The sequence below is a fragment of the Exiguobacterium sp. s28 genome, assembly GCF_018618135.1.
Taxonomy (GTDB): domain Bacteria; phylum Bacillota; class Bacilli; order Exiguobacteriales; family Exiguobacteriaceae; genus Exiguobacterium; species Exiguobacterium mexicanum_A.
The window spans coordinates 1-19823 of sequence record NZ_JACSLL010000010.1; the positions used below are offsets into that span (position 1 = coordinate 1).

Annotated in this window: 18 protein-coding genes, 1 tRNA gene and 1 pseudogene; 17 read left to right on the forward strand and 3 right to left on the reverse strand. The window is 50.3% G+C overall.

Features of this window, described 5'->3' with window-relative positions; genetic code table 11:
- A pseudogene (locus KNP78_RS10785) lies at positions 1 to 261 on the forward strand (hypothetical protein); the annotation flags it as partial.
- Between the two features lie 113 nt (positions 262 to 374).
- Positions 375 to 932, forward strand: a complete 558-nt coding sequence (locus KNP78_RS10790; RefSeq protein ID WP_214824229.1) for a hypothetical protein — start codon at positions 375 to 377, stop codon at positions 930 to 932.
- A 392-nt stretch (positions 933 to 1324) separates the two neighbouring features.
- Here KNP78_RS10790 and KNP78_RS10795 read toward each other — a convergent pair whose 3' ends face one another.
- The gene (locus KNP78_RS10795) at positions 1325 to 1984 is read right to left on the reverse strand and encodes a DUF6241 domain-containing protein (RefSeq protein ID WP_214824232.1); all 660 of its coding nucleotides are present in this window, start codon (positions 1982 to 1984) and stop codon (positions 1325 to 1327) included.
- Positions 1985 to 2278: 294 nt separating this feature from the next.
- Here KNP78_RS10795 and desA point away from each other — a divergent pair, with 294 nt between their 5' ends.
- The 10 genes from desA (at position 2279) to KNP78_RS10845 (ending at position 8925) form a co-directional block, all read left to right on the forward strand.
- Positions 2279 to 3298: a Delta(5) desaturase DesA gene (gene desA / locus KNP78_RS10800; RefSeq protein ID WP_214824235.1), complete on the forward strand. Its 1020-nt coding sequence runs from the start codon at positions 2279 to 2281 to the stop codon at positions 3296 to 3298.
- 226 nt (positions 3299 to 3524) lie between these two features.
- Positions 3525 to 3595, forward strand: a tRNA-Gly gene (locus tag KNP78_RS10805).
- A 78-nt stretch (positions 3596 to 3673) separates the two neighbouring features.
- The gene (queG, locus tag KNP78_RS10810) at positions 3674 to 4822 is read left to right on the forward strand and encodes a tRNA epoxyqueuosine(34) reductase QueG (protein ID WP_138860337.1); all 1149 of its coding nucleotides are present in this window, start codon (positions 3674 to 3676) and stop codon (positions 4820 to 4822) included.
- Positions 4812 to 5246, forward strand: a complete 435-nt coding sequence (locus tag KNP78_RS10815) for a methylated-DNA--[protein]-cysteine S-methyltransferase (RefSeq protein WP_214797212.1) — start codon at positions 4812 to 4814, stop codon at positions 5244 to 5246. The genes queG and KNP78_RS10815 overlap by 11 nt, the downstream gene beginning before the upstream one ends.
- A 10-nt stretch (positions 5247 to 5256) precedes the next feature.
- Complete coding sequence (gene trmL / locus KNP78_RS10820; protein ID WP_034776487.1) at positions 5257 to 5730, forward strand: tRNA (uridine(34)/cytosine(34)/5-carboxymethylaminomethyluridine(34)-2'-O)-methyltransferase TrmL; 474 nt, start codon at positions 5257 to 5259, stop codon at positions 5728 to 5730.
- 226 nt (positions 5731 to 5956) lie between these two features.
- On the forward strand, positions 5957 to 6514 hold the full coding sequence (locus KNP78_RS10825) for a DUF5366 family protein (RefSeq protein ID WP_021066738.1): 558 nt from the start codon (positions 5957 to 5959) through the stop codon (positions 6512 to 6514).
- Entirely contained in the window at positions 6511 to 6969 is a 459-nt protein-coding gene (locus tag KNP78_RS10830; RefSeq protein WP_214797196.1) for a hypothetical protein, read from the forward strand. Before KNP78_RS10825 ends, KNP78_RS10830 begins: the two co-directional genes overlap by 4 nt.
- Positions 6970 to 7079: 110 nt before the next feature.
- Positions 7080 to 7478 (forward strand): IS200/IS605 family transposase, encoded by a 399-nt coding sequence (gene tnpA, locus KNP78_RS10835; RefSeq protein WP_138858715.1) that lies wholly within the window; start codon positions 7080 to 7082, stop codon positions 7476 to 7478.
- Between the two features lie 4 nt (positions 7479 to 7482).
- Positions 7483 to 8559, forward strand: coding sequence for an RNA-guided endonuclease InsQ/TnpB family protein (locus KNP78_RS10840; RefSeq protein WP_214797195.1), 1077 nt, complete (start codon positions 7483 to 7485; stop codon positions 8557 to 8559).
- A 150-nt stretch (positions 8560 to 8709) separates the two neighbouring features.
- Positions 8710 to 8925, forward strand: a complete 216-nt coding sequence (locus KNP78_RS10845) for a hypothetical protein (protein WP_214797194.1) — start codon at positions 8710 to 8712, stop codon at positions 8923 to 8925.
- 29 nt (positions 8926 to 8954) lie between these two features.
- On the opposite strand, the gene KNP78_RS10850 is transcribed toward KNP78_RS10845, so the two are convergent.
- A complete protein-coding gene (locus KNP78_RS10850) occupies positions 8955 to 10742 on the reverse strand; it encodes a transglycosylase domain-containing protein (RefSeq protein WP_251128534.1) in 1788 nt (595 codons plus the stop codon).
- 152 nt (positions 10743 to 10894) lie between these two features.
- Between KNP78_RS10850 and KNP78_RS10855 the strand changes: the two genes are divergently transcribed.
- From KNP78_RS10855 to KNP78_RS10870, 4 genes are read left to right on the forward strand one after another with little or no spacing between them, the layout of a single operon-like run.
- Complete coding sequence (locus tag KNP78_RS10855) at positions 10895 to 12049, forward strand: glucose-1-phosphate adenylyltransferase (protein WP_131438225.1); 1155 nt, start codon at positions 10895 to 10897, stop codon at positions 12047 to 12049.
- 34 nt (positions 12050 to 12083) lie between these two features.
- A complete protein-coding gene (gene glgD, locus KNP78_RS10860) occupies positions 12084 to 13184 on the forward strand; it encodes a glucose-1-phosphate adenylyltransferase subunit GlgD (RefSeq protein ID WP_214752363.1) in 1101 nt (366 codons plus the stop codon).
- An 11-nt stretch (positions 13185 to 13195) separates the two neighbouring features.
- Positions 13196 to 14635, forward strand: a complete 1440-nt coding sequence (gene glgA, locus KNP78_RS10865) for a glycogen synthase GlgA (protein ID WP_214752365.1) — start codon at positions 13196 to 13198, stop codon at positions 14633 to 14635.
- Between the two features lie 22 nt (positions 14636 to 14657).
- Complete coding sequence (locus KNP78_RS10870; RefSeq protein ID WP_034776498.1) at positions 14658 to 17090, forward strand: glycogen/starch/alpha-glucan phosphorylase; 2433 nt, start codon at positions 14658 to 14660, stop codon at positions 17088 to 17090.
- 17 nt (positions 17091 to 17107) lie between these two features.
- Here the strand turns inward: KNP78_RS10870 and KNP78_RS10875 are convergent, their stop codons facing one another.
- Positions 17108 to 17926 carry a sulfurtransferase gene (locus KNP78_RS10875; RefSeq protein ID WP_251128239.1) on the reverse strand — a complete coding sequence of 273 codons (819 nt, stop codon included), beginning with the start codon at positions 17924 to 17926 and terminating at the stop codon, positions 17108 to 17110.
- 99 nt (positions 17927 to 18025) lie between these two features.
- Here KNP78_RS10875 and KNP78_RS10880 point away from each other — a divergent pair, with 99 nt between their 5' ends.
- Entirely contained in the window at positions 18026 to 19753 is a 1728-nt protein-coding gene (locus KNP78_RS10880; RefSeq protein ID WP_214797192.1) for a phospho-sugar mutase, read from the forward strand.
- Positions 19754 to 19823: the final 70 nt, after the last annotated feature.

Here is a 19823-nt window from a genome sequence, read left to right on the forward strand (position 1 = left end):
GGCAAGTCCTTTTTCTTTTCTAAAATAGGAGTGCAGAGTTGTGTACGTTTCCGTTGCACACTTCTGCACTCCTATTTTGCATTACACAGATATACGAATCGTCGGAATGTTGATCATCGCAAGATGATGCAGTCTAGTGACTTGGAGTATGAAATTGTTGCAGAGTATTCAGAACGGCGAGATGCGTTAATTCATGAGCAGCGATTGATTCATTACTATAAAAATAAGAATTTCGCTCGATTTAATAAGTACATTGTTTAATTTTATAATTAATAAGAGTACTTTTAGTTATCTTTACTAACGAAAAGTTTAACATGTGGTAATTATATTAATCCTTCTAACTTTTCTTATCTTATTATAAAAGGGAGATAGTTATGACAGAACAGAGCAAGCAAGCTAAAATTACAGAGTTAAAAAATGAAAGAGTTGATTTGGAGAAAGAAAAATCTACATTACAATTAGGTCATCCTTTATTAAAAGAATTAAGACATAAGTTATTGCTGAAAAAGAAATCGAAACCTATTGATAAGTTAATTAAAAAGTTTTCGATGATGCCGATAATTACTCTTATCCTGCCTGTGATAATTTTTCAATTCGAGCCTCTGTCAATAAATGAAGAAGAATTTTCAAATAACCTTGCGTATTATGCTATTTTTGTAGCTATTATGATGCCATTACTTCAAAATCATTTAAATAAAGTAAATTATAAAAATGATCATGAAAAAACAGAAAAATATTTGCAAGCTATTTTATATCAACTTTATACAAATGATAAAGACTTAAATAGCTTTAAGACAACAAGGGATTTGATTGATGGCAGTGATTGCAAGGCAGATGTAGAAAAGAATAATGAGGCGAGAATTAAAGAAATCAATGAAAGACTAGAGGTAATTAAGAGTAAACTTAGTGTTTTACAATCTACTAGTAACTAGAAAGAAAGTTACATCAAAGATCAAATGATTTCGCTCTAATTAATAAGTACATTGCGTAAGAGGTTGACGAAATGGCAGCCTTAGAAGTATGTTTGTAGTAGTCGTGTTGAACGAATTTTAATGAAAATGCAGAAGCGTTGATATACAACATAAGTAAGAGAATTAAATTTGATTCGGGACTCAAAATCGTGTTCCTCTGGAGTGTCGGTTCGACTCCGACCACCGGTATCCGTAGATCCTAGCTAAGGCTAGGGTCTTTTTTTGTATATCTAAAACCAAGAAGAATGGAGAAAGGGAAGCGACGCATAAAGAATAGGGCAGAAGTGTTAAGAAGCTGAACTATGCAAGGTACACTCGTGTTAGAGTTTTTTGCATCAATCAAAAAAGAATCATCATTGAGATGATTCTTTATATGACGTGTACGTCGTTTCGTCCAATGTGTTCAAATATTCAGGTCCGAAGTTGTTTAAGATAAAGAGTTCTTCTTCGTTCTTGGTAGCTAATCCGTTCGAGAAACCTCTACTCGCTTGGAGGAAGTACAACAAACGATCTTGTTCCTTGTCCGCTTGAGAGAAGTCACCTTGCGACCAGTGATCGAGCATCGTTTTCAATTCCGAGTACATACTGTCACCAATTTTGAATTTAGTTTTTAGGAGCTCCAAATAGTCAGCGGACTGTTGTATATTGTCTGGGGTCATCGGAATCGCTCCCCATTTGGAACGGGCCGATATTTTTTGATGTGTCATCAAGTGCATGTTTTTAATCAATCCAGTTCGGCTCGGTTTCTCTTCATTGAAGGAGACCTCCAATTCAACACGCGTCTTTGCGGTGGAGTTGCCTCTCCGATCTAATGGGTCTTCTTTAGAAACTTCGATTTGTAACTCTTTGACTCGCTTTGCATATTTGTCATCAAGGTCTTTATTTTCGACGCCTTGACTCAAATTTTTATAGAACGTATAGCTGACAAAGAAGACTGGGATAAGCAAGATAAAGACGCTCGCCATAATGATCAATCGCTTAGGTGTGATCAAATTTTTTATTTTCTGAAACAATAACATTTCCTCCTATCTCTACATAATTGGAGTCTAACACACTTTATATATTAATAATTCCATATAAGGAATTTTAATGGGAATTATTGAGACTGAAATAATAATTGATTCAATTACTGTTATGGAATGAACGATTTATTCTATATGATGTGATATAATTACCTGGTAATAATATTTTTATGACAAATTGATTCTTATGGCGATGGATGCCGTCGTCACTATCATAGTGTAGTTGGTTTCATATTTCATTTTTGTTGTCGTCAACGCTGTATGCAATTGAGGAGGAAGTTGTACATGAGTAAAGAAAAAATCGCCCAGCTCCGGAAACACGTCTCGCCGTTTGAAAAGGCCGACGTGAAGAAGAGCGTCCGGCAGATGATCAACACGATCCTGCCGTTTCTTGCCGCCTGGATCCTTGCCTATCAGGCGCTCCAAATTTCGGTCTTCTTGACCATCCCGCTCGCCATCGTGGCAGCAGGCTTCGTCGTCCGGATGTTCATCATTTTCCACGACTGCACGCACGGTTCGTTTTTCAAAAATAAGAAAGCGAACGCCATCGTCGGGACGATCATGGGTATCTTGACGTTATTCCCGTATGAGAAGTGGAAACGAGAGCATTCGATTCACCATGCCTCGAGTGGGAATTTAGATAAGCGGGGAGTTGGTGACATTTGGGTCATGACAATCGAAGAGTACGTCGAAGCTTCGAAGTGGACTCGTCTCCAATATCGTCTCTATCGTAACCCGCTCGTCATGTTCGGCCTTGGACCTTTGTTCCTGATCCTTATCACGAGCCGCTTCAACCGGAAAGACGCACGTAAGAAAGAGCGCAACAACACGTATCTCATCAACTTGTCTCTCGTCGTGCTCTACGCACTCGTCATCGCGCTCGTCGGATGGAAAGCATTCTTGATCGTTCAAGGAACGACGATGTTCACGGCAGGCGTCCTCGGGATTTGGTTGTTCTATGTCCAACATACGTTCGAAGACTCGTATTTTGAGGACGAGAGCGAATGGGATTATGTGAAAGCAGCAATTGAAGGGAGCTCGTATTACGAGTTGCCTAAAGTGTTGCAGTGGGTGACGGGAAATATTGGTTTCCATCACGTGCATCACTTGAGCCCACGCGTACCGAACTATAACCTTGAACAAGCCCATTCGGCGACACCGCCGCTCCAGAAAGCGACGACGATCGGTCTGTTCTCTAGTTTGAAATCGCTGCGCTATAAGCTATATGATGCTAAAAACAAGACGTTCGTCACGTTCCGAGATATTAAACATTTGCTTCGGGAACCAAAGACATCGTCATTGTAATAGAACTTCCTGCCGACAGAGTCGGCAGGATATTTTTATACCGCGACGTTTATCTTATAGTGAGATATGGTTTGAAGAAGAGAGATAAGGGAATTATATGTATTCATACACCATTAAGTATGGATTTCATAAGCTATCAAATAAATTTTTTCAAAAGTATTGACTTCCTAAAGGTATAGATGTATATTGATTGTAGTCGCTTTTACAGACGACTCATTTGAACCATGCGGGTGTAGTTTAATGGTAAAACCTCAGCCTTCCAAGCTGATGACGAGAGTTCGATTCTCTTCACCCGCTTCATCATCTCTCTGCCGACTGGCGGGGAGATTTTTTGTATGCGAAAATAGACACGAAAGAGGTGATTCGATGAACGGGATGGACCCGGAGACACTCAAACAGAAGATTGTAGCATATGCGACGACAATCGGGATTGACGAGTTGAAAGTGACGACCGCCGACCCGTTCATCGTCATGAAGCAACGTCTCGTGAAGCAGCAAGAGAAGGGTTTCGCCTCGGGGTTCGAGGAGCCTGACTTGGACAAACGGACGACGCCGACGCTGTTGCTCGACGAGGCGCAGTCGATCATCGCCATCGCCATCGCGTATCCGAGCAAATTGAAAGATGCGCCGCGAAGTGTTGCCGATGAACGGCGGGGCTTGTTCGCCCGGGCATCGTGGGGGCTCGACTACCATCGCGCCGTCGGCTCAAGGCTTGAGCAACTGCAAGCGTATATTGAACAGCTCGTCCCGGGCGTCCGGACACGCTCGATGGTCGACACGGGAGAACTCGTCGACCGTGCTGTCGCCGAACGGGCCGGAATCGGCTTCAGCGGCAAGAACTGTTCCATCATTTCGCCCGAGAAGGGGTCGTACCTTTATTTAGGGGAGATGATCCTCGACACATACTTACCGCCGGACGAGATGATTGAGGACGGCTGTGGCGAGTGTACGAAATGTATGACGGCTTGTCCGACGACGGCGCTCATCGAACCAGGTGTCCTCGATGCCAAACGTTGTATCGCCTATTTGACGCAAATGAAGACACTTATGCCACGCGAGTTTCGTTCGAAGCTCGGCGGGCGGCTTTACGGTTGCGACACGTGCCAACAAGTCTGTCCGTATAATCGGAAAAAAGATTGGCGCCATCATGAGGAACTGCTTCCTGAGGCTGAAATCGTCAAACCGTTGCTCGTCCCGTTACTGAACTTGAGCAATCGGGAGTTCAAAGCGAAGTTTGGCCATCTGTCTGGCGCATGGCGCGGCAAAAAGCCGATTCAGCGAAATGCGATTTTAGCGTTGGCCCATTATCGGGAACCATCGGCCGTGCCGGTGCTCGAAGACTTTATTCGACAAGATGAGCGCGAAGACATGCGGGCGACGGCCGTCTGGGCGATTGGTGCGATTCTCGGAGCCGAAGCCGAGACGATTTATCGACAAATCGAGTCGACGGAGACGTCGGAGCTCGTACATGAAGAGATTCGATTGTTCCGAGAGGAGTGGGACCGTGAAGACCGTGTCATCTAAATGGGGTACATTGGCGTATGAATTGAACGCGCAAGGGAAGCTATGCGCGTTAGACTTTGCGGAGACGGAAGCAGATGACGGATCGGCGCCGAGTTGGCTGACCGACCTGATTGAACGCGTGGAGCAAAATGGGCTTCAACCGTCTGACTGCGAGTGGATCGAGATGAAGGGGACCGTCTTCCAACAAGAAGTATGGGATGCGTTATTGACGATCCCATTCGGGGAAACGCGTTCGTATAAACAAATCGCTGAACAGATCGGCCGCCCGAAAGCGGTTCGGGCGGTCGGCCAGGCGTTGAACCGCAATCCGTTGCCCGTCATTTTCCCATGCCATCGCGTCGTCGGCAGCGGAGGGCAACTGACCGGGTTCGGAGGCGGCCTTCATCAAAAACAACGATTACTTGATCTCGAACAAGTGAAGTGAGGAGTAGATTATGGCAATCCATGTAGTAATGTTCCAACCAGAAATCCCGGCAAATACGGGTAACGTCTCGCGCACATGTGCGGCGACGAATTCCGTGCTCCATTTGATTCGTCCGTTAGGTTTCTCGACGGACGACAAAATGCTCAAACGGGCCGGGCTCGACTATTGGCAATTCGTCGACGTTCGTTATCACGACTCGCTCGATGAACTGTGGGCCAAACACCCGGACGGAGAGTTCTTCTACATTACCAAGTATGGGGAACAGTACCCAAGTGACCTCGATGTGTCTGCGGTTGATAAAGATTATTTCTTTGTCTTCGGACGCGAGACGAAAGGGTTGCCGATGGAAGTGATCGAGGACAACCTCGATCGCTGCATCCGTTTACCCCAATCGAACCTCGTTCGGTCGCTCAACGTCTCAAACACGGCGGCCATCATCGTTTATGAGGCGCTCCGTCAACAAGGATATGCTGGATTGAAATAAAAAAAGAGCCGGATTCGTGAGAATCTCGGCTCTTATTGATTACCTTCAGGTTTTCTGTTGTATCCAGCTGTGAAGATAGCTGCGAGGAAGACGACGCTGATTCCGACCATTAGTAACAAACCCATCTGAAAATCCCCCTTTTGTTCTCCGTGACTACGAATATTATAATATACTTGATAATAGATTTGCACTGAATATGAGAAATTCTTGTGAAATTGGAGCCGATATGAAAACAAACGTGTACTTGTTAAGCTATGCCCCGTTGATTGGGATTATTCTGTTCTCGATGTCGCTTGCGATCGCCACGAGCGAGTATGTGATTCAATGGCTGACCCGTGTCGGTGTCTACAGCGAGATTATCGCCCTGTTGTCCGTACAGGAGTCAAAAGTGCTCGTGCTCGTCGTGTTCTTTACCATTTACTTCATGCTGTTCAGCGCCTTCAAGCTCGTGGCCGACACGTTCAATCAACTCGGATTCGCATTCTTTGCGCGTGAGACGAACGGCAGCTCGCTCCATCGTCTCAAGCCAGGGGCGACGATTTTTCTGGTCGGGTCGGGAATCAGCTTCTTGTTCCTGAACTCGCTCCTTGCCGTCATCGCGGTATTGCTCGGCACATTCGTCCTCTATTTGTTCTATTACATATGGCAAGTCAGTCAGTTGATGTCGACGTTTCGGGCAATCGGTCTGCTCTTGATTCAAGCGATGATGTGGGCCATCCTGTTGAGCGGCCTCGCTTGGGCCATGCTCCGCTTGTTTAACTCGGTCGGGGATATCATCCTATGACGGTGAACACGACGATTTCCCTCATCCCGGCCGAAGAAGTCGTCCAGGAGTGGATGTCGTCGATGGTGCCACCGATGGACTTGTTTATGGCGGACGAGCATCTCGTTACGCAATTAGGCGCACAGGTGTCAGTGTTGATCATCCCGAAAGCAGAATTTGACACACACCCGTCTTACCGGGACGTCCGAGTTGCCAACGCCTATACGTATTGGACGATTGATTGGGAAGTGCCGTACGTCCTGCATGCGCCGCCTAGTTGGATCGAGACATTGCCGCCAGAAGTGAGGCGCGAGTTGCTTGCCTATCAAGTCACGGTCGGACGAGGGCTCGTTTTCCCGGCGACTGACATGGAAATCGATTCGTTGGCGACTTCGAGGGTCACGGTAGATGATGTGCCGTATCTCATCTTACAGAATTTGCGAACGAGAAAGCCCACTGCTTCAGTGATGGGATGAACGTGAGCTTGATTTCGGAGTTCCGCTAGTCGGAATTTCAGAAATCAACAAGTATGATCTTATCCCGAGAAAATGTATCGCTTAAATAAACAAAGTGATACGATAAACGTATGAACAACTATCGAAGAACCAACACCACCGTGTCGATGCTCCATTATCATTTCGTGTTCTGCCCGAGGTATCGCCGAAAACTGTTCGATGACGACCTGTTCGAGCGACGGTTCAAAGAGATCGTCCACGATGTCTGTGAAGGGCTCGACATCCACCTCCTCGCCATCGAGTGCGACCGGGACCACACGCATCTATTCTTATCCGCATTGCCATCCATTAGCCCGTCCGACATCATGGCGCGCATCAAAGGCGTCTCGTCGAAGCGGCTCAGGGAGGAGTTCCCGCACCTCACACATCTCACGAGCCTCTGGACGAGATCCTTCTTCGTGTCGACGGCGGGAAACGTCTCCAGCGAGACCATCAAACGTTATGTCGAGGAACAAAAGACAAGGGGATGAGACCGTGTCGCAGACATTGACCGTGAACATCAAACTCCATCCGACGAAAGCGCAACAGGCCATCTTGGAGCGGATGATGGATACCTACATCCGCACGGCGAACCAGCTCGTCGCGGCCATGGTGCAGGCCCGGGAGAGCTTGAATCTGACGAGCAAACATGTCACGGCGGACCTGCCGAGCGCCGTCAAGAACCAGGCCATCCAGGACGCGAAGAGCATGTTCAAGAGGGCGAAGAAGAAGGACTTCCAGGTCGTCCCGGTCCTCAAGAAGCCATACTGCACCTGGAACAACCAGAACTACTCGTTCGACTTCGAGTCGGTCTCCCTCCCGATCATCATCGACGGGAAGGTGAAGAAGACGGCCATCCGCGCCGACATGGTCGACCCGGACAACCGGAACGCGACCCTCCTCGCCAACAAGCTCGGGACGCTCCGCATCACGAAGAAGTCGACCAAGTGGATCGCCCAGATCGCCGTCACGATTCGCACGACAGAAAAAACAGAAACGAAGGTGCTCGGGGTGGACCTCGGTCTGAAAGTCCCTGCCGTCGCATCGACCGATTGCGAAAAGGCGCGGTTCTTCGGGAACGGGCGCGAGAACAAGTACATGAAACGCAAGTTCCGGACGAAGCGGAAAGAGCTCGGTCAAAAGAAGAAACTGAATGCGATCAAGAAACTGGACAACAAAGAACAGCGTTGGATGCGAGACAAGGACCACAAGGTGAGCCGTGGGATCGTCGACTTCGCGAAAGAGAACCACATCTCTGTCATCCGCCTCGAAAGACTGGCGAACATCCGACAGACGGCAAGAACAAGCCGTAAAAACGCCAAGAACCTGCACACCTGGTCGTTCTATCGCTTAGCCACATTCATCGAATACAAGGCGAAGTTAGAAGGAATCAAGGTCGAATATGTCAACCCTGCATACACATCTCAGACATGTCCTTCTTGCGGAAGCCGAAATAAAGCGAAAGATCGAACCTATTCGTGTTCATGCGGATTCAACAAGCATAGAGATTTAGTCGGTGCGATGAACATCCGATACGCACCTGTGGTTGATGGTGACAGTCAACCAGCCTGAGAACCTATAGGGTCTGTCTCAGGAGGGGTGATGGCACACCCTTATCTGAAGGCTCGGACAAAACAGAAATGGCCTGCGTCCGCACGGGCACTTCAGAATCCCACCCATCCTGAAGAGATGGGCTTGCGGCTTTAGCCGTGGGAGTGTCAAATGAGAATCGAGTCGGAACTGACCGAACGAGGGGACGTGCTCACGTTCGTTGATGATGCCGTTCGAATTCAACACGCGACATATTCGCTCGGCAACGGACTCTTCTTCAACAAGAACGGGCAGACGTTGTTCAATCCGTGGAAGCTGATTCATGAGGATGAACTGTTTGAGTCATGGGGAAGTTACGGATACCATACTTATCGAAAACAGCAATAAGGTCAGGGACAACTGTCCCTGACCTTATTTTAGCGATGGGCTTCTGTCCAAATGATGGCAGGATAGGCCCGATTGGCGAGTTCCGGGAACGGCCGAGGGGTATCGGCACCGAGCCAGATAGCCGTGATTGTCTCATCGGTCAAGCCGACGTACCACATGTCCTTATGCGAGTTCGTCGTACCGGTCTTGCCGCCGACATAAGGGCGTTTGATTTGACCGGCATACCGTCCGGTCCCGTACGTCGTGACGGAAGACAACGCCTCGCGCATCGTCGCGACGGTCGATTTCGACCAGACGGCTTGTTGCGTCACGCTTGGCGTGAGCGTTGGGGCTCCCGACTCGAAACGAATCTGTTTGATGGTTTGACCTGACACGTACACCCCTTGATTTAAGAAAGGGGTATAGGCGGCGGCGAGTTCTTTCGGTGACACGCCCTGAGTCAATCCGCCGAGCGCACTGGCCAGGCTGTTATCCGTTTTAGCGTCCCATTGGCTGAACATTAGGTCGGCCGTGACGAACGCCGTTTCCTGGTCAATCGCGGTGAAGGCAGCGAGCGCCGGCGTGTTGTAAGAGTATGCGACCATATCGCGGAACGATACATCCCCGAGGACGCGATTGCCGCTGTTTGTCGGACAATATGTTCCGTAACAGACCGGCCGGCCATCAAGGATCGTATCGAGTTTCGCACCGGTCTCTTCGATGAAAGGCGCGAAGACGAGGACCGGCTTGATGGCCGACCCGGGTTGACGGAACGCTTGCGTGGCCCGGTTGAATTCACCGCTCTGAGTCATTTCTGAATCAACGAGGGCGACGATCCGGCCTTTCGGCGTCAATTCAGCATAGCCACCGTTTAAACCGTTCGGCAGTTTCGTCATCACTTGTTTTGCTTGTTGCTGTCGGGCGACAGACAGATACGTGTCAATCGTCGCTTGATTCGTCGCCAAGTAGTCTCTGGCCGCGTCTTCATCGAGATCGTAACGTGAGCGGACGAGTCGGATCGCTTCTTTCATGACCGTATCCATATAATCGGGATAGCGGACGACGTGCTGGCGATAGGTCGCCTTCAGCTTCACACCGTGGTGCGTCTCGTAAGCTTGCTTCGATAGCACGCCGGCATCCCGCAGTTGAGTGAGGATGCGGTCCTTACGCTCATAAAATCCGGATGAAGGTTGGAGCGGATCATAGAGGGAAGGATTGTTTGGTACGGTCAACAGGAAAGCGATTTGATTCCAATTTAAATCTTCGAGCGGACGAGCAAAGTACGTATCGGCAGCTGCTTGGATGCCATAAACGTTATATCCAAAGAAGATGACGTTACTGTAGGCGGTCATAATTTCTTTCTTACTATATTGTTTTTCCAAGGCTCGAGCGAGTAAAAGTTCTTTCACTTTACGTTCATATGTCCGCTCGTGCGTCAAATACACGTTACGAGCCAACTGCTGCGTAATCGTACTTCCGCCCTGTAACGACGATTCATTGGCGTTGTGAATGAACGCCCGGGCAATCCCGCCGAGGTCGTACCCGGGGTGGGCGTTGAACTTACGATCTTCAATGACCATGATCGCCTCACGGATATGGGCCGGCAAGCGGGCGACGGAGACGTCATCACGTCGGCCGCTCAAATAGAGCTGTTCTGTCCCGCCTTTATACGTCAATGTGACGGCATGCTTCGAAGCGAGCGGGGCCGCATCGACTGTCTTTTCGCCCCACGTCAAAATCTGCTTCGTCTGTTCAATCTCCTCTTTCAACGCCCCGCTGATTGTCAGACCGGTGGCTAGCAAACCGGCAAAAAATAGTGTCCCAATCCACGCTCGCATCGTCTCACCTCTCTCTTTATTCATTATATCGTCAATCTTTAGATAAAATTCAAAATGTAAACGTTATCATATAATAATTTGAGCAGGAATACATTAGGAAATAGAGAAAGAGGGTAATAGATGTTTATATTATGAATTTAGGAGGCTGTACTATGAAGCAAGAAATGGTTGCGATGCTCCTCGCAGGAGGAGAAGGGAAACGACTCGGGCCTCTCACACGGAAGACAGCGAAGCCTGCTGTCAACTTTGGAGGGAAGTACCGGATCATCGATTTTCCATTATCGAACTGTACCAATTCGGGAATCACGACGGTGGGCGTGTTAACACAATATGAACCGCTTGAGTTGAACCGTTACCTAGGCATCGGGTCGGCCTGGGACTTGGACCGCCGCAATGGAGGCTTGGCCATCTTACCGCCATACCAAGCGCAGTCGGGAAAAAACTGGTACGAAGGTACGGCCAATGCGATTTATCGGAACTTGAGCTATATCGACGATTACGATCCGGAGTACGTGTTGATCCTATCGGGGGACCACATTTACAAGATGGATTATGAGAAGATGCTCGATTTCCATAAAGAGAAGCAAGCAGACGTCACGATTTCAGTTATGGAAGTCCCTTGGGACGAAGCACCGCGTTTCGGGATCTTGAACACGAGCGATGATCTTCGCATCAATGAGTTCGATGAGAAGCCGGAGAAACCGAAGAGCAACTTGGCTTCGATGGGGATTTATATCTTCAACTGGAAAGTGCTACGGGAGCACTTGATTCAAGATGCAGAAGACGAGACATCAAGCTTCGACTTCGGTAAAAACATCATTCCGAACACGCTCCTCGACGGTTTAGACGTGTTCGCGTATAAATTCAAAGGTTACTGGAAAGACGTCGGGACGATTCAATCGCTTTGGGAAGCCAACATGGACTTACTCGAAGAAGATCCACCGTTTGATCTATATGATCCGGACTTTAAAATCTACTCGGTCAACCCGAACCAGACGCCACAGTTCATCGGCAAAGATGCCTGTGTCGAACAGTCGGTCATCAATGAAGGTTGCCGGATTGAGGGCGAAGTCCAACATTCAGTTTTGTTCTATGATGTGCGCGTCGGTGAAGGCTCGCTCGTCAAAGACTCGGTTATCATGCCTGGAGCACGAATCGGAAAAGATGTAACGATTCATAGAGCCATCGTCGCGAGCTGTGCCGTCATTGAGGACGGTGCGACGGTCGGTGAGCCGGGTGGTGAGATCGTTGTCATTGAACCACATGAAAATATCGAGAGCGGCACAGTCTTCAAACAACGTGCTTAATTTAAAAAAAGACCGACGCAAGGAGGCGTTACTGTTGACGAATGATTTGTTAGGGGTCATCAACCTAGGGACCGAAGAGGGCTTGTTTCCAGAATTTACGGGGCATCGCAATTTAGCGGCTGTCCCGTTCTCTGGGCGTTATCGCCTGATTGATTTTACATTGACGAATATGATTACCCAAGGCATCAACCAAGTGGGTATTTTCACGCTCGATAAATATCGCTCGCTCATGGACCACTTGGGTTCAGGGAAAGAATGGGATTTGGACCGTTCGCAAGGCGGGCTACACATTTTCCCGCCGGCGCTCAAGCCTGACGGGGAAGCGTACCTCGGCGACTTGGCCAACTTCTCGATGCACCGCGAACACTTCGTACGCAGCAAACAGCCGTACGTCGTGATCACCGGATCGAACGTGTTGACGACGATCGACTTCCAAGACATGCTCGAGCATCATAAATCAATGGGCGCGGACATTACACTCGCTTATACCGGACACGAACAAAAATGCGGCTATTGCCGCCCGATTCGTCTCGGCGAAAACGACCGTGTCGTCGGCATCGGTGAGCGCGGATACACCCCGGACGATGAGTATACGTATACCGAGACGATCATCATGTCGAAAAACTTGTTCCTTCGTCTCGTCGACGAAGCGACGTCAAGAGGCGAGTACGATTTGCTCGACGGTGTCATCCGTCCGCAGCTTCATCGTCTGCACGTACACGGCTATCACTATACTGGAAAAATGCAGGTGATTCATTCTGTCCTTTCATACTATAATGAAAGTATGCGCTTACTTCGTCAGGAAGGGATTATCTATGACTTCCCGCATATCTATACGAAGATTAAACATGAGCCGCCGACCCGTTATTTGAAAGGGTCGAAAGTGAATGAAGCGCTCGTTGCAAACGGCTGTAAAATCAGCGGAGAAGTTCAAAACAGTATTCTCTTCCGCGGTGTCGTCGTCAGTGAGCACGCCCGTGTCAAAAACTCAATCATTTTATCCAAGTCGATCATCGAAGAAGGCGCTGTCGTCGAGAACGCCATTTTAGATAAAGAAGTGGTCGTCAAACGAGGACAAGTCATTCGAGGTACGGTCGACGAACCGATCGTCATCGGAAAACGGACAACGGTTTAAAGGGGGATATTATGAAAATATGGTATGTCGCTTCAGAAGCGGCACCGTTCATGAAAACGGGGGGGCTTGCCGATGTCATCGGCTCGCTCCCTCAAGCGGTGTCTGGCCTCGGTGAAGATGTGAGTGTCGTTATGCCGAAGTATGGCTCGATTGCTCAGGAATATGTGGACGAGATGGAGTATCTATTCGACTTGATCGTACCGGTCGGATGGCGCAAGCAGTTTGGTGCCGTCCTGAAACTTGTGCGCGATGGGGTCACGTTCTACTTTATCGATAACGAGTACTATTTCAAACGGGAAGGCGTGCTCTACGGCCATTACGATGATGCCGAGCGGTTCGCATTCTTCTCTCGGGCCGTCCTTGAGATGATCGGGAAACTCGAAGCAGAGGAGATCCCGGACGTGCTCCATTGTCACGACTGGCAAACGGGCGTCGTCCCGGCCTTTTTACGGATTCATTATCAACACCTCGAGGCGTATCAACGCATCCGTACGGTGTTCACCATCCATAACCTGCAATATCAAGGCATCTTCCCGGAAGCGGTCCTCGGCGAGCTGTTACAGTTCGGTCCGGAACACTTCACAGCAGAAGGGATTCAACATAACGGTCTCGTCAACTACATGAAGGCCGGAATCGTTCATTCCGATCAAATCACGACGGTCAGTCCGTCGTATCGCGACGAGATTATGGAACCGTACTACGGGGAAGGACTCGACGCGGCGCTTCGGTACCGGTCAGTTGACGTCCGGGGCATCTTGAACGGCCTTGATTTGGCGACGAACGACCCGAGCACGGACAAGCGCATCGCGCAAACGTATGACCTCGATACGGTGAAGGAAGGGAAGCTCGTCAACAAGCGCGTCCTGCAAGAGCGGTTTGGTCTCGAAGTACGTGACGACATCATGTTGATTGGCTTTGTCAGTCGACTCGTCGAGCAAAAAGGGCTCGATTTGATCGAAGCCGTGAGTGAAGAGCTCGGAAACTTGGACTGTCAGTTCGTCTTCCTCGGATCGGGTCAACCCGAATACGAGGGCATCGTTCACGAGATGACGGCGACGCATCCAGGCAAGGTCGGGTCGTATATCGGCTTCGACATTGAACTCGCACACTTGATTTACGCGGGATCGGATGCATTCCTCATGCCGTCGCGCTTTGAGCCGTGCGGTCTGAGCCAACTTATCTCGATGCGCTATGGGACGCTCCCGATCGTCCGCGAGACGGGTGGGTTACGCGACACGGTCAAGCCGTATAATGAGTACACACAAGAGGGTACGGGATTTGGTTTCTTGAATTACAACGCCCACGAGATGCTCGCGACGATTGAGAAATCGATTCGTGTCTTCTACGACGACAACAATTGGAACGCCCTCGTCCATCAAGCGATGACTGCGGACTTCAGCTGGAAACAATCCGCGAAGCAATACCGTGAGTTGTATCACCTATTCGCATGACCGGAAGGAGTTTTACACACATATGTTTACAGATAAACAGAGCTTCGTCACTTCATTTCAAGAGAGATTCGTCGCATTAAACGGAAAGTCGTTTGATGAAGGGACCGAGCAGGAAGTGTATCAAACGTTGGCAACGATGGTGCGCGAACAGGCGATCCCGAAATGGATCAACACCCGCGACAAGCACGAAGAAAAACAGAGTAAACAAGTCATTTATTTCTCACTTGAATTTTTACTCGGCCGTTTTCTGTATAACAACCTGCTCAGCATGGACGTCTTAGAAGTCGTGCAAGAGGGGTTAGACGAACTTGGTTTCAACTTCACCGACATCACGGAATATGAACCGGAACCGGGGCTTGGGAATGGCGGACTCGGTCGTTTGGCGGCATGTTTCCTCGATTCCCTCGCCGCGCTCAGCCTGCCTGGGCACGGGAACGGGATTCGTTACCGTTACGGCTTGTTCAAACAAAAGATCGTCGACGGCTATCAAGTCGAGTTGCCGGACAACTGGCTCCGTGATGGCAACATGTGGGAGACACGCCGGGCTGACCGGGCTGTCGACGTCAATTTCGGCGGTTGGATCGAGATGCGACAAATTGGGGACCGGCTTCGCGTCGTCCACCATCCGGATGAAGTCGTCCGAGCCGTGCCTTACGACATGCCGATCATCGGCTACAAAAACGATGTCGTCAACACGCTCCGTCTTTGGAACGCCGAGTCACCGTTTGATGACGAGGAGTACATGGAACGGACGAAAGGTTCGTACAAAGACTTGCTCAAATACAAGCAGTCGATTGCGACCATCTCTGAGTTCCTCTACCCGGACGACACGACATATGAAGGAAAAGTGTTGCGCTTGAAGCAACAGTACTTCTTCGTTTCGGCGGGCGTTCAGTCAATGATCGCGTCTTACTTACGTCATAATAAATCGTTGAAGCACTTGGGCGACCATTACGCCGTCCACATCAATGACACGCATCCGGTCGTGGCCATTCCCGAACTCATGCGGATTTTAATGGACGACCACGGTTACGGGTGGGATGAGGCGTGGCGTGTGACGAAGAGCGTCATGTCGTTCACGAACCATACGCTTCTCGCCGAGGCGCTCGAAAAGTGGCCGGTCGAGATGTATGAACGGTTATTGCCGCGCATTTATCAAATCATCACCGAAATCAATCGCCGCTTCTGTAAAGATGTGCTCGTCAACTATCCACATCTCGAGCCGCACATGGGCGAGATCGCGATCGTGTCGAACCAACACATCAACATGGCGAACCTTGCCGTCGTCGGCTCGCACTCGACGAACGGAGTCGCCCGCATCCATACCGATATCTTGAAACAACGTGAGATGCGTCATTTGTATGAGATGTTCCCGTTGCGCTTCAACAACAAGACGAACGGGATTACGCATCGCCGCTGGCTCCTCAAGTCAAATCCGCGACTCTCGAACTTGATCACCGATGCGATCGGTTCGTCATGGATCGAACACCCGAACGATCTTGAGAAGTTGATGGGCGTGTCAAAAGATGCGAGCTTCCAAGAACAGGTCATGAACGTGAAGCAACAGAACAAACTTGACCTCGCCGGCTACATTCAAGCAGAGACGGGCATCGCCGTCGACCCGGAGTCGATTTTTGACGTTCAAGTCAAGCGGCTCCACGCTTATAAACGTCAATTGATGGACGCGATGCATATCCACGCGCTCTATCAGAAGATTCAAGCGGACCCGACGTTCACGATGGTGCCACGGACGTTCATCTTCGGTGCGAAGGCGGCGCCGGGCTACTATTACGCGAAAGAAGTCATTCGCTATATCAACGCGCTCGCGGCCATGATCAACAACGATAAGCGGGCGAGCCGCTTCATCAAGATCGTCTTCCTCGAGAACTACCGCGTCTCGATGGCGGAGCGAATCTTCCCAGGTTCGGATTTGAGTGAACAGATTTCGACGGCGAGCTACGAGGCGTCAGGTACCGGCAACATGAAGTTCATGATGAACGGTGCGCTCACAATCGGGACGCTCGACGGGGCCAATATCGAGATTCGCGATGCGGTCGGGGACGATCATATCTTCATCTTCGGATTGACACCACAAGAAGTCATGAACTACAAGAAGTTCGGTGGCTATCACGCGGCCGACATCTATCATGCGAACACGGAAGTGCGTAACGTCGTCGATGCCCTCGTCAACGGAACGTTCGACAAAGTCGGAGAATACCAATTCCAAGCCATTTTCGACTCGCTTCTCGTCTATAATGACGATTTCCTCGTGTTGAAAGATTTCGCGTCTTACATGCAGGCGCAACGACGCGTCGACGAGGTGTTCTCGGACAAGGCACGCTGGGCCGAGAGTTCAATCGTCAACACGGCCAAATCGGGAATCTTCTCGAGTGACCGGACGATCACGGAATACGCGAACGCCGTCTGGAACATCAAACCGACGAGCGTGAAATAAAAAAAGCGATCCACCCGTTACGGGTGGACCGTGTTTTCTGGATAACTGATCCAATCAGAGTAAGACCCTGGGTACAGCCGGACGTCATCTTTACCGAGGGCGTGTAACGCCAAAATGTTCACGCAGGCGGTGACTCCGCTCCCGCAATAGAAGATGGGGTTGGGGACGTCGAGGACGTTGGCGTACAGCTCTCTCAAATCATGAAAATCTTGAAGCGTGCCGAGGTCGGTGACGGCTTCGGTATACGGACAAAGGACGGCGTTCGGGATATGGCCCGGTTTGCGATCAATCGGTTCATGACTGCCGTCGTACCGGTCGGCCGTCCGTGAATCATAGAGCCCGCCCGTGACCGTGGCGGCACGGACGTCTTCAATCGTCGCAATCATCTCGTCTTGGAACGCTGGGACGTAATCTGAGGCGGGGTAGGACGGAACGTCCGTCGTCGTCTCGCCGCAGTAAGTGATTCCGGACTGAATCCCGCCCTCGAGCACGATGACACGCTCATGGCCGGCCCATTTGAATAACCACCAAGCACGGGCGGCATAAGGGAATCCGTCATCGTAAATGATGATCAAGTCATCTTTTTGAATCCCGATCCGGCGAAGCGTCTCGGTCCATGCTTCTTTTGACGGCAGTGGATGGCGTCCGCCGTGAATGGACACGGGACCGGATAAATCTTCCATCAAATCGAGGAAGACGGCGTTCGGGAGATGCCCCTGTCGATACACATACTTTCCGTATGAGGCGTCGTTTAATGAATAACGACAATCAATAAAGCGAATCGAGTCCGTATGGACGATGTGTTTCAATTCTTGGGCACGCATAGTTGGAAACATAGTATCACCTCGAAGTTTCGTTACTCCCATCGTATACAAGATGGAACAAATTGGCGAGTACTTCGATTGAATTTTTGAATGTCGAAAGGGGAACTGACCATGACATGGCAACAGACATATGACCGATGGAAACAACACGAGGCGCTCGAACCGCACTTGCGCGCCGAGCTTGAGGAAATGGAGCAAGACGAGACGTCGCTCGAGGACGCCTTTTATAAGACGCTCGAATTCGGGACGGGCGGTATGCGCGGGGAAATCGGACCAGGTGCGAACCGGATGAACATGTATACGATTCGTAAGGCATCGCAAGGATTCGCGGACTTTATCGCTGCCTCGGGCGAAGAAGCGAAACGTCACGGCGTTGTCATCGCCCACGACTCACGTCACTTCTCGCCGGAGTTCGCGCTCGAAGCGGCGCGTACGCTCGCCTCGAACGGGATTAAGACATACTTGTTCCCAAGCCTGCGGGCCACACCAGAGTTGTCGTTCGCCGTCAGACATTTAAACGCATTTGGAGGCATCGTCATCACGGCGAGCCACAACCCGCCAGAATATAACGGTTTTAAAGTATACGGTGCCGATGGCGGACAGTTGCCACCGGCTGAGGCCGATGAGCTCGTCTCGTACGTCAACGCAATCGAAGACGAATTAAAGATCGAAGTCCAAGATGAAGCCCCACTCCGCGCCGACGGCACGCTCGTCACCGTCGATGCGTCGGTCGATGCGGCTTATATGGAGGCCCTTCAATCGATTCGCATTCATACGGATGTGCAAGGAGACCCGCTTAAAATCGTCTACTCGCCACTCCACGGGACGGGACGTCGCCCGGTCATGGAAGGGTTGAAGGCGTATGGATTTGAACATGTCACCATCGTCGAGGAGCAGGCCGAGCCAGACGGGGCGTTCCCGACGGTCAGTTATCCGAACCCGGAAGAACGGGCCGCCTTTGAGCTCGCGATGCAATACGGCGATCGTGTCGGGGCCGACTTGCTCATGGCGACGGATCCGGACGCCGACCGTGTCGGTTTCACGGTCCGTGACCGCAACGGCGAATGGTTCGTCTTGACGGGGAACCAGACCGGGGCGCTCCTCATGGATTACATTCTGTCTCAAAAAGTCGAGACGGGGACGCTTCCGACGAACGGTTTCGTCGCGAAGACGATTGTCACGTCTGAACTTGGGGCGGCCATCGCTAAGGCGTATGGGGTTCACCTCGAGAATACGCTCACCGGCTTCAAGTTCATCGGTGAGAAGATCAAACAATATGAAGAATCTGGTGAATATACGTTCTTGTTCGGCTACGAAGAGAGCTACGGGTATTTGATTGGCGACTTCTGCCGTGACAAGGATGCCGTCCAGGCGTGCTTGCTCGGCGCTGAGATGGCAGCCTTCCATAAACAACAAGGACGCACGTTATACGATGCGCTCCAAGCTGTGTATGAGAAGTATGGCTTCTATGAAGAGTCGCTCCAATCGATGACATTGAAAGGGAAAGCCGGTCTCGAACAGATCGGCCGGATGATGGAGGCGTTCCGCGCCAATCCGCCGCAGGAAGTCGGAGGGTACGAAGTCGTCCGCTTTGAAGACTATAAGCAACAAGTCGCGACGAACTTGCGTCAAGGAGAGACGGAAGCAATCGAGTTGCCGTCGTCGAACGTACTCAAGTTCATCTTCGAGGATGGCTCATGGTTCTGCCTGCGTCCGTCTGGAACGGAGCCAAAAATCAAGTTCTACTTCAGCGTCCACGCCGATAGCGCTGAGAAGACGACGGTCAAACGAGAGGCGATTGAACGAGATGTTATGAAACAAGCGAAAGCAATCGATTAAGCGAGGACCACTGCCCTGACGAGGGCAGTGGTTTTTGTTTGACATTGAATGCCCCCGTCAGTATGATGAG

Coding starts and splice junctions, on each gene's coding strand:
- KNP78_RS10790 (WP_214824229.1), top strand. CDS start 375: ATGACAGAACAGAGCAAGCAAGCTAAAATTACAGAGTTAAAAAATGAA.
- desA (WP_214824235.1), top strand. CDS start 2,279: ATGAGTAAAGAAAAAATCGCCCAGCTCCGGAAACACGTCTCGCCGTTT.
- queG (WP_138860337.1), top strand. CDS start 3,674: ATGGACCCGGAGACACTCAAACAGAAGATTGTAGCATATGCGACGACA.
- trmL (WP_034776487.1), top strand. CDS start 5,257: ATGGCAATCCATGTAGTAATGTTCCAACCAGAAATCCCGGCAAATACG.
- KNP78_RS10825 (WP_021066738.1), top strand. CDS start 5,957: ATGAAAACAAACGTGTACTTGTTAAGCTATGCCCCGTTGATTGGGATT.
- KNP78_RS10830 (WP_214797196.1), top strand. CDS start 6,511: ATGACGGTGAACACGACGATTTCCCTCATCCCGGCCGAAGAAGTCGTC.
- tnpA (WP_138858715.1), top strand. CDS start 7,080: ATGAACAACTATCGAAGAACCAACACCACCGTGTCGATGCTCCATTAT.
- KNP78_RS10845 (WP_214797194.1), top strand. CDS start 8,710: ATGAGAATCGAGTCGGAACTGACCGAACGAGGGGACGTGCTCACGTTC.
- KNP78_RS10850 (WP_251128534.1), bottom strand. CDS start 10,742: ATGCGAGCGTGGATTGGGACACTATTTTTTGCCGGTTTGCTAGCCACC.
- KNP78_RS10855 (WP_131438225.1), top strand. CDS start 10,895: ATGAAGCAAGAAATGGTTGCGATGCTCCTCGCAGGAGGAGAAGGGAAA.
- glgA (WP_214752365.1), top strand. CDS start 13,196: ATGAAAATATGGTATGTCGCTTCAGAAGCGGCACCGTTCATGAAAACG.
- KNP78_RS10870 (WP_034776498.1), top strand. CDS start 14,658: ATGTTTACAGATAAACAGAGCTTCGTCACTTCATTTCAAGAGAGATTC.
- KNP78_RS10875 (WP_251128239.1), bottom strand. CDS start 17,926: ATGTTTCCAACTATGCGTGCCCAAGAATTGAAACACATCGTCCATACG.
- KNP78_RS10880 (WP_214797192.1), top strand. CDS start 18,026: ATGACATGGCAACAGACATATGACCGATGGAAACAACACGAGGCGCTC.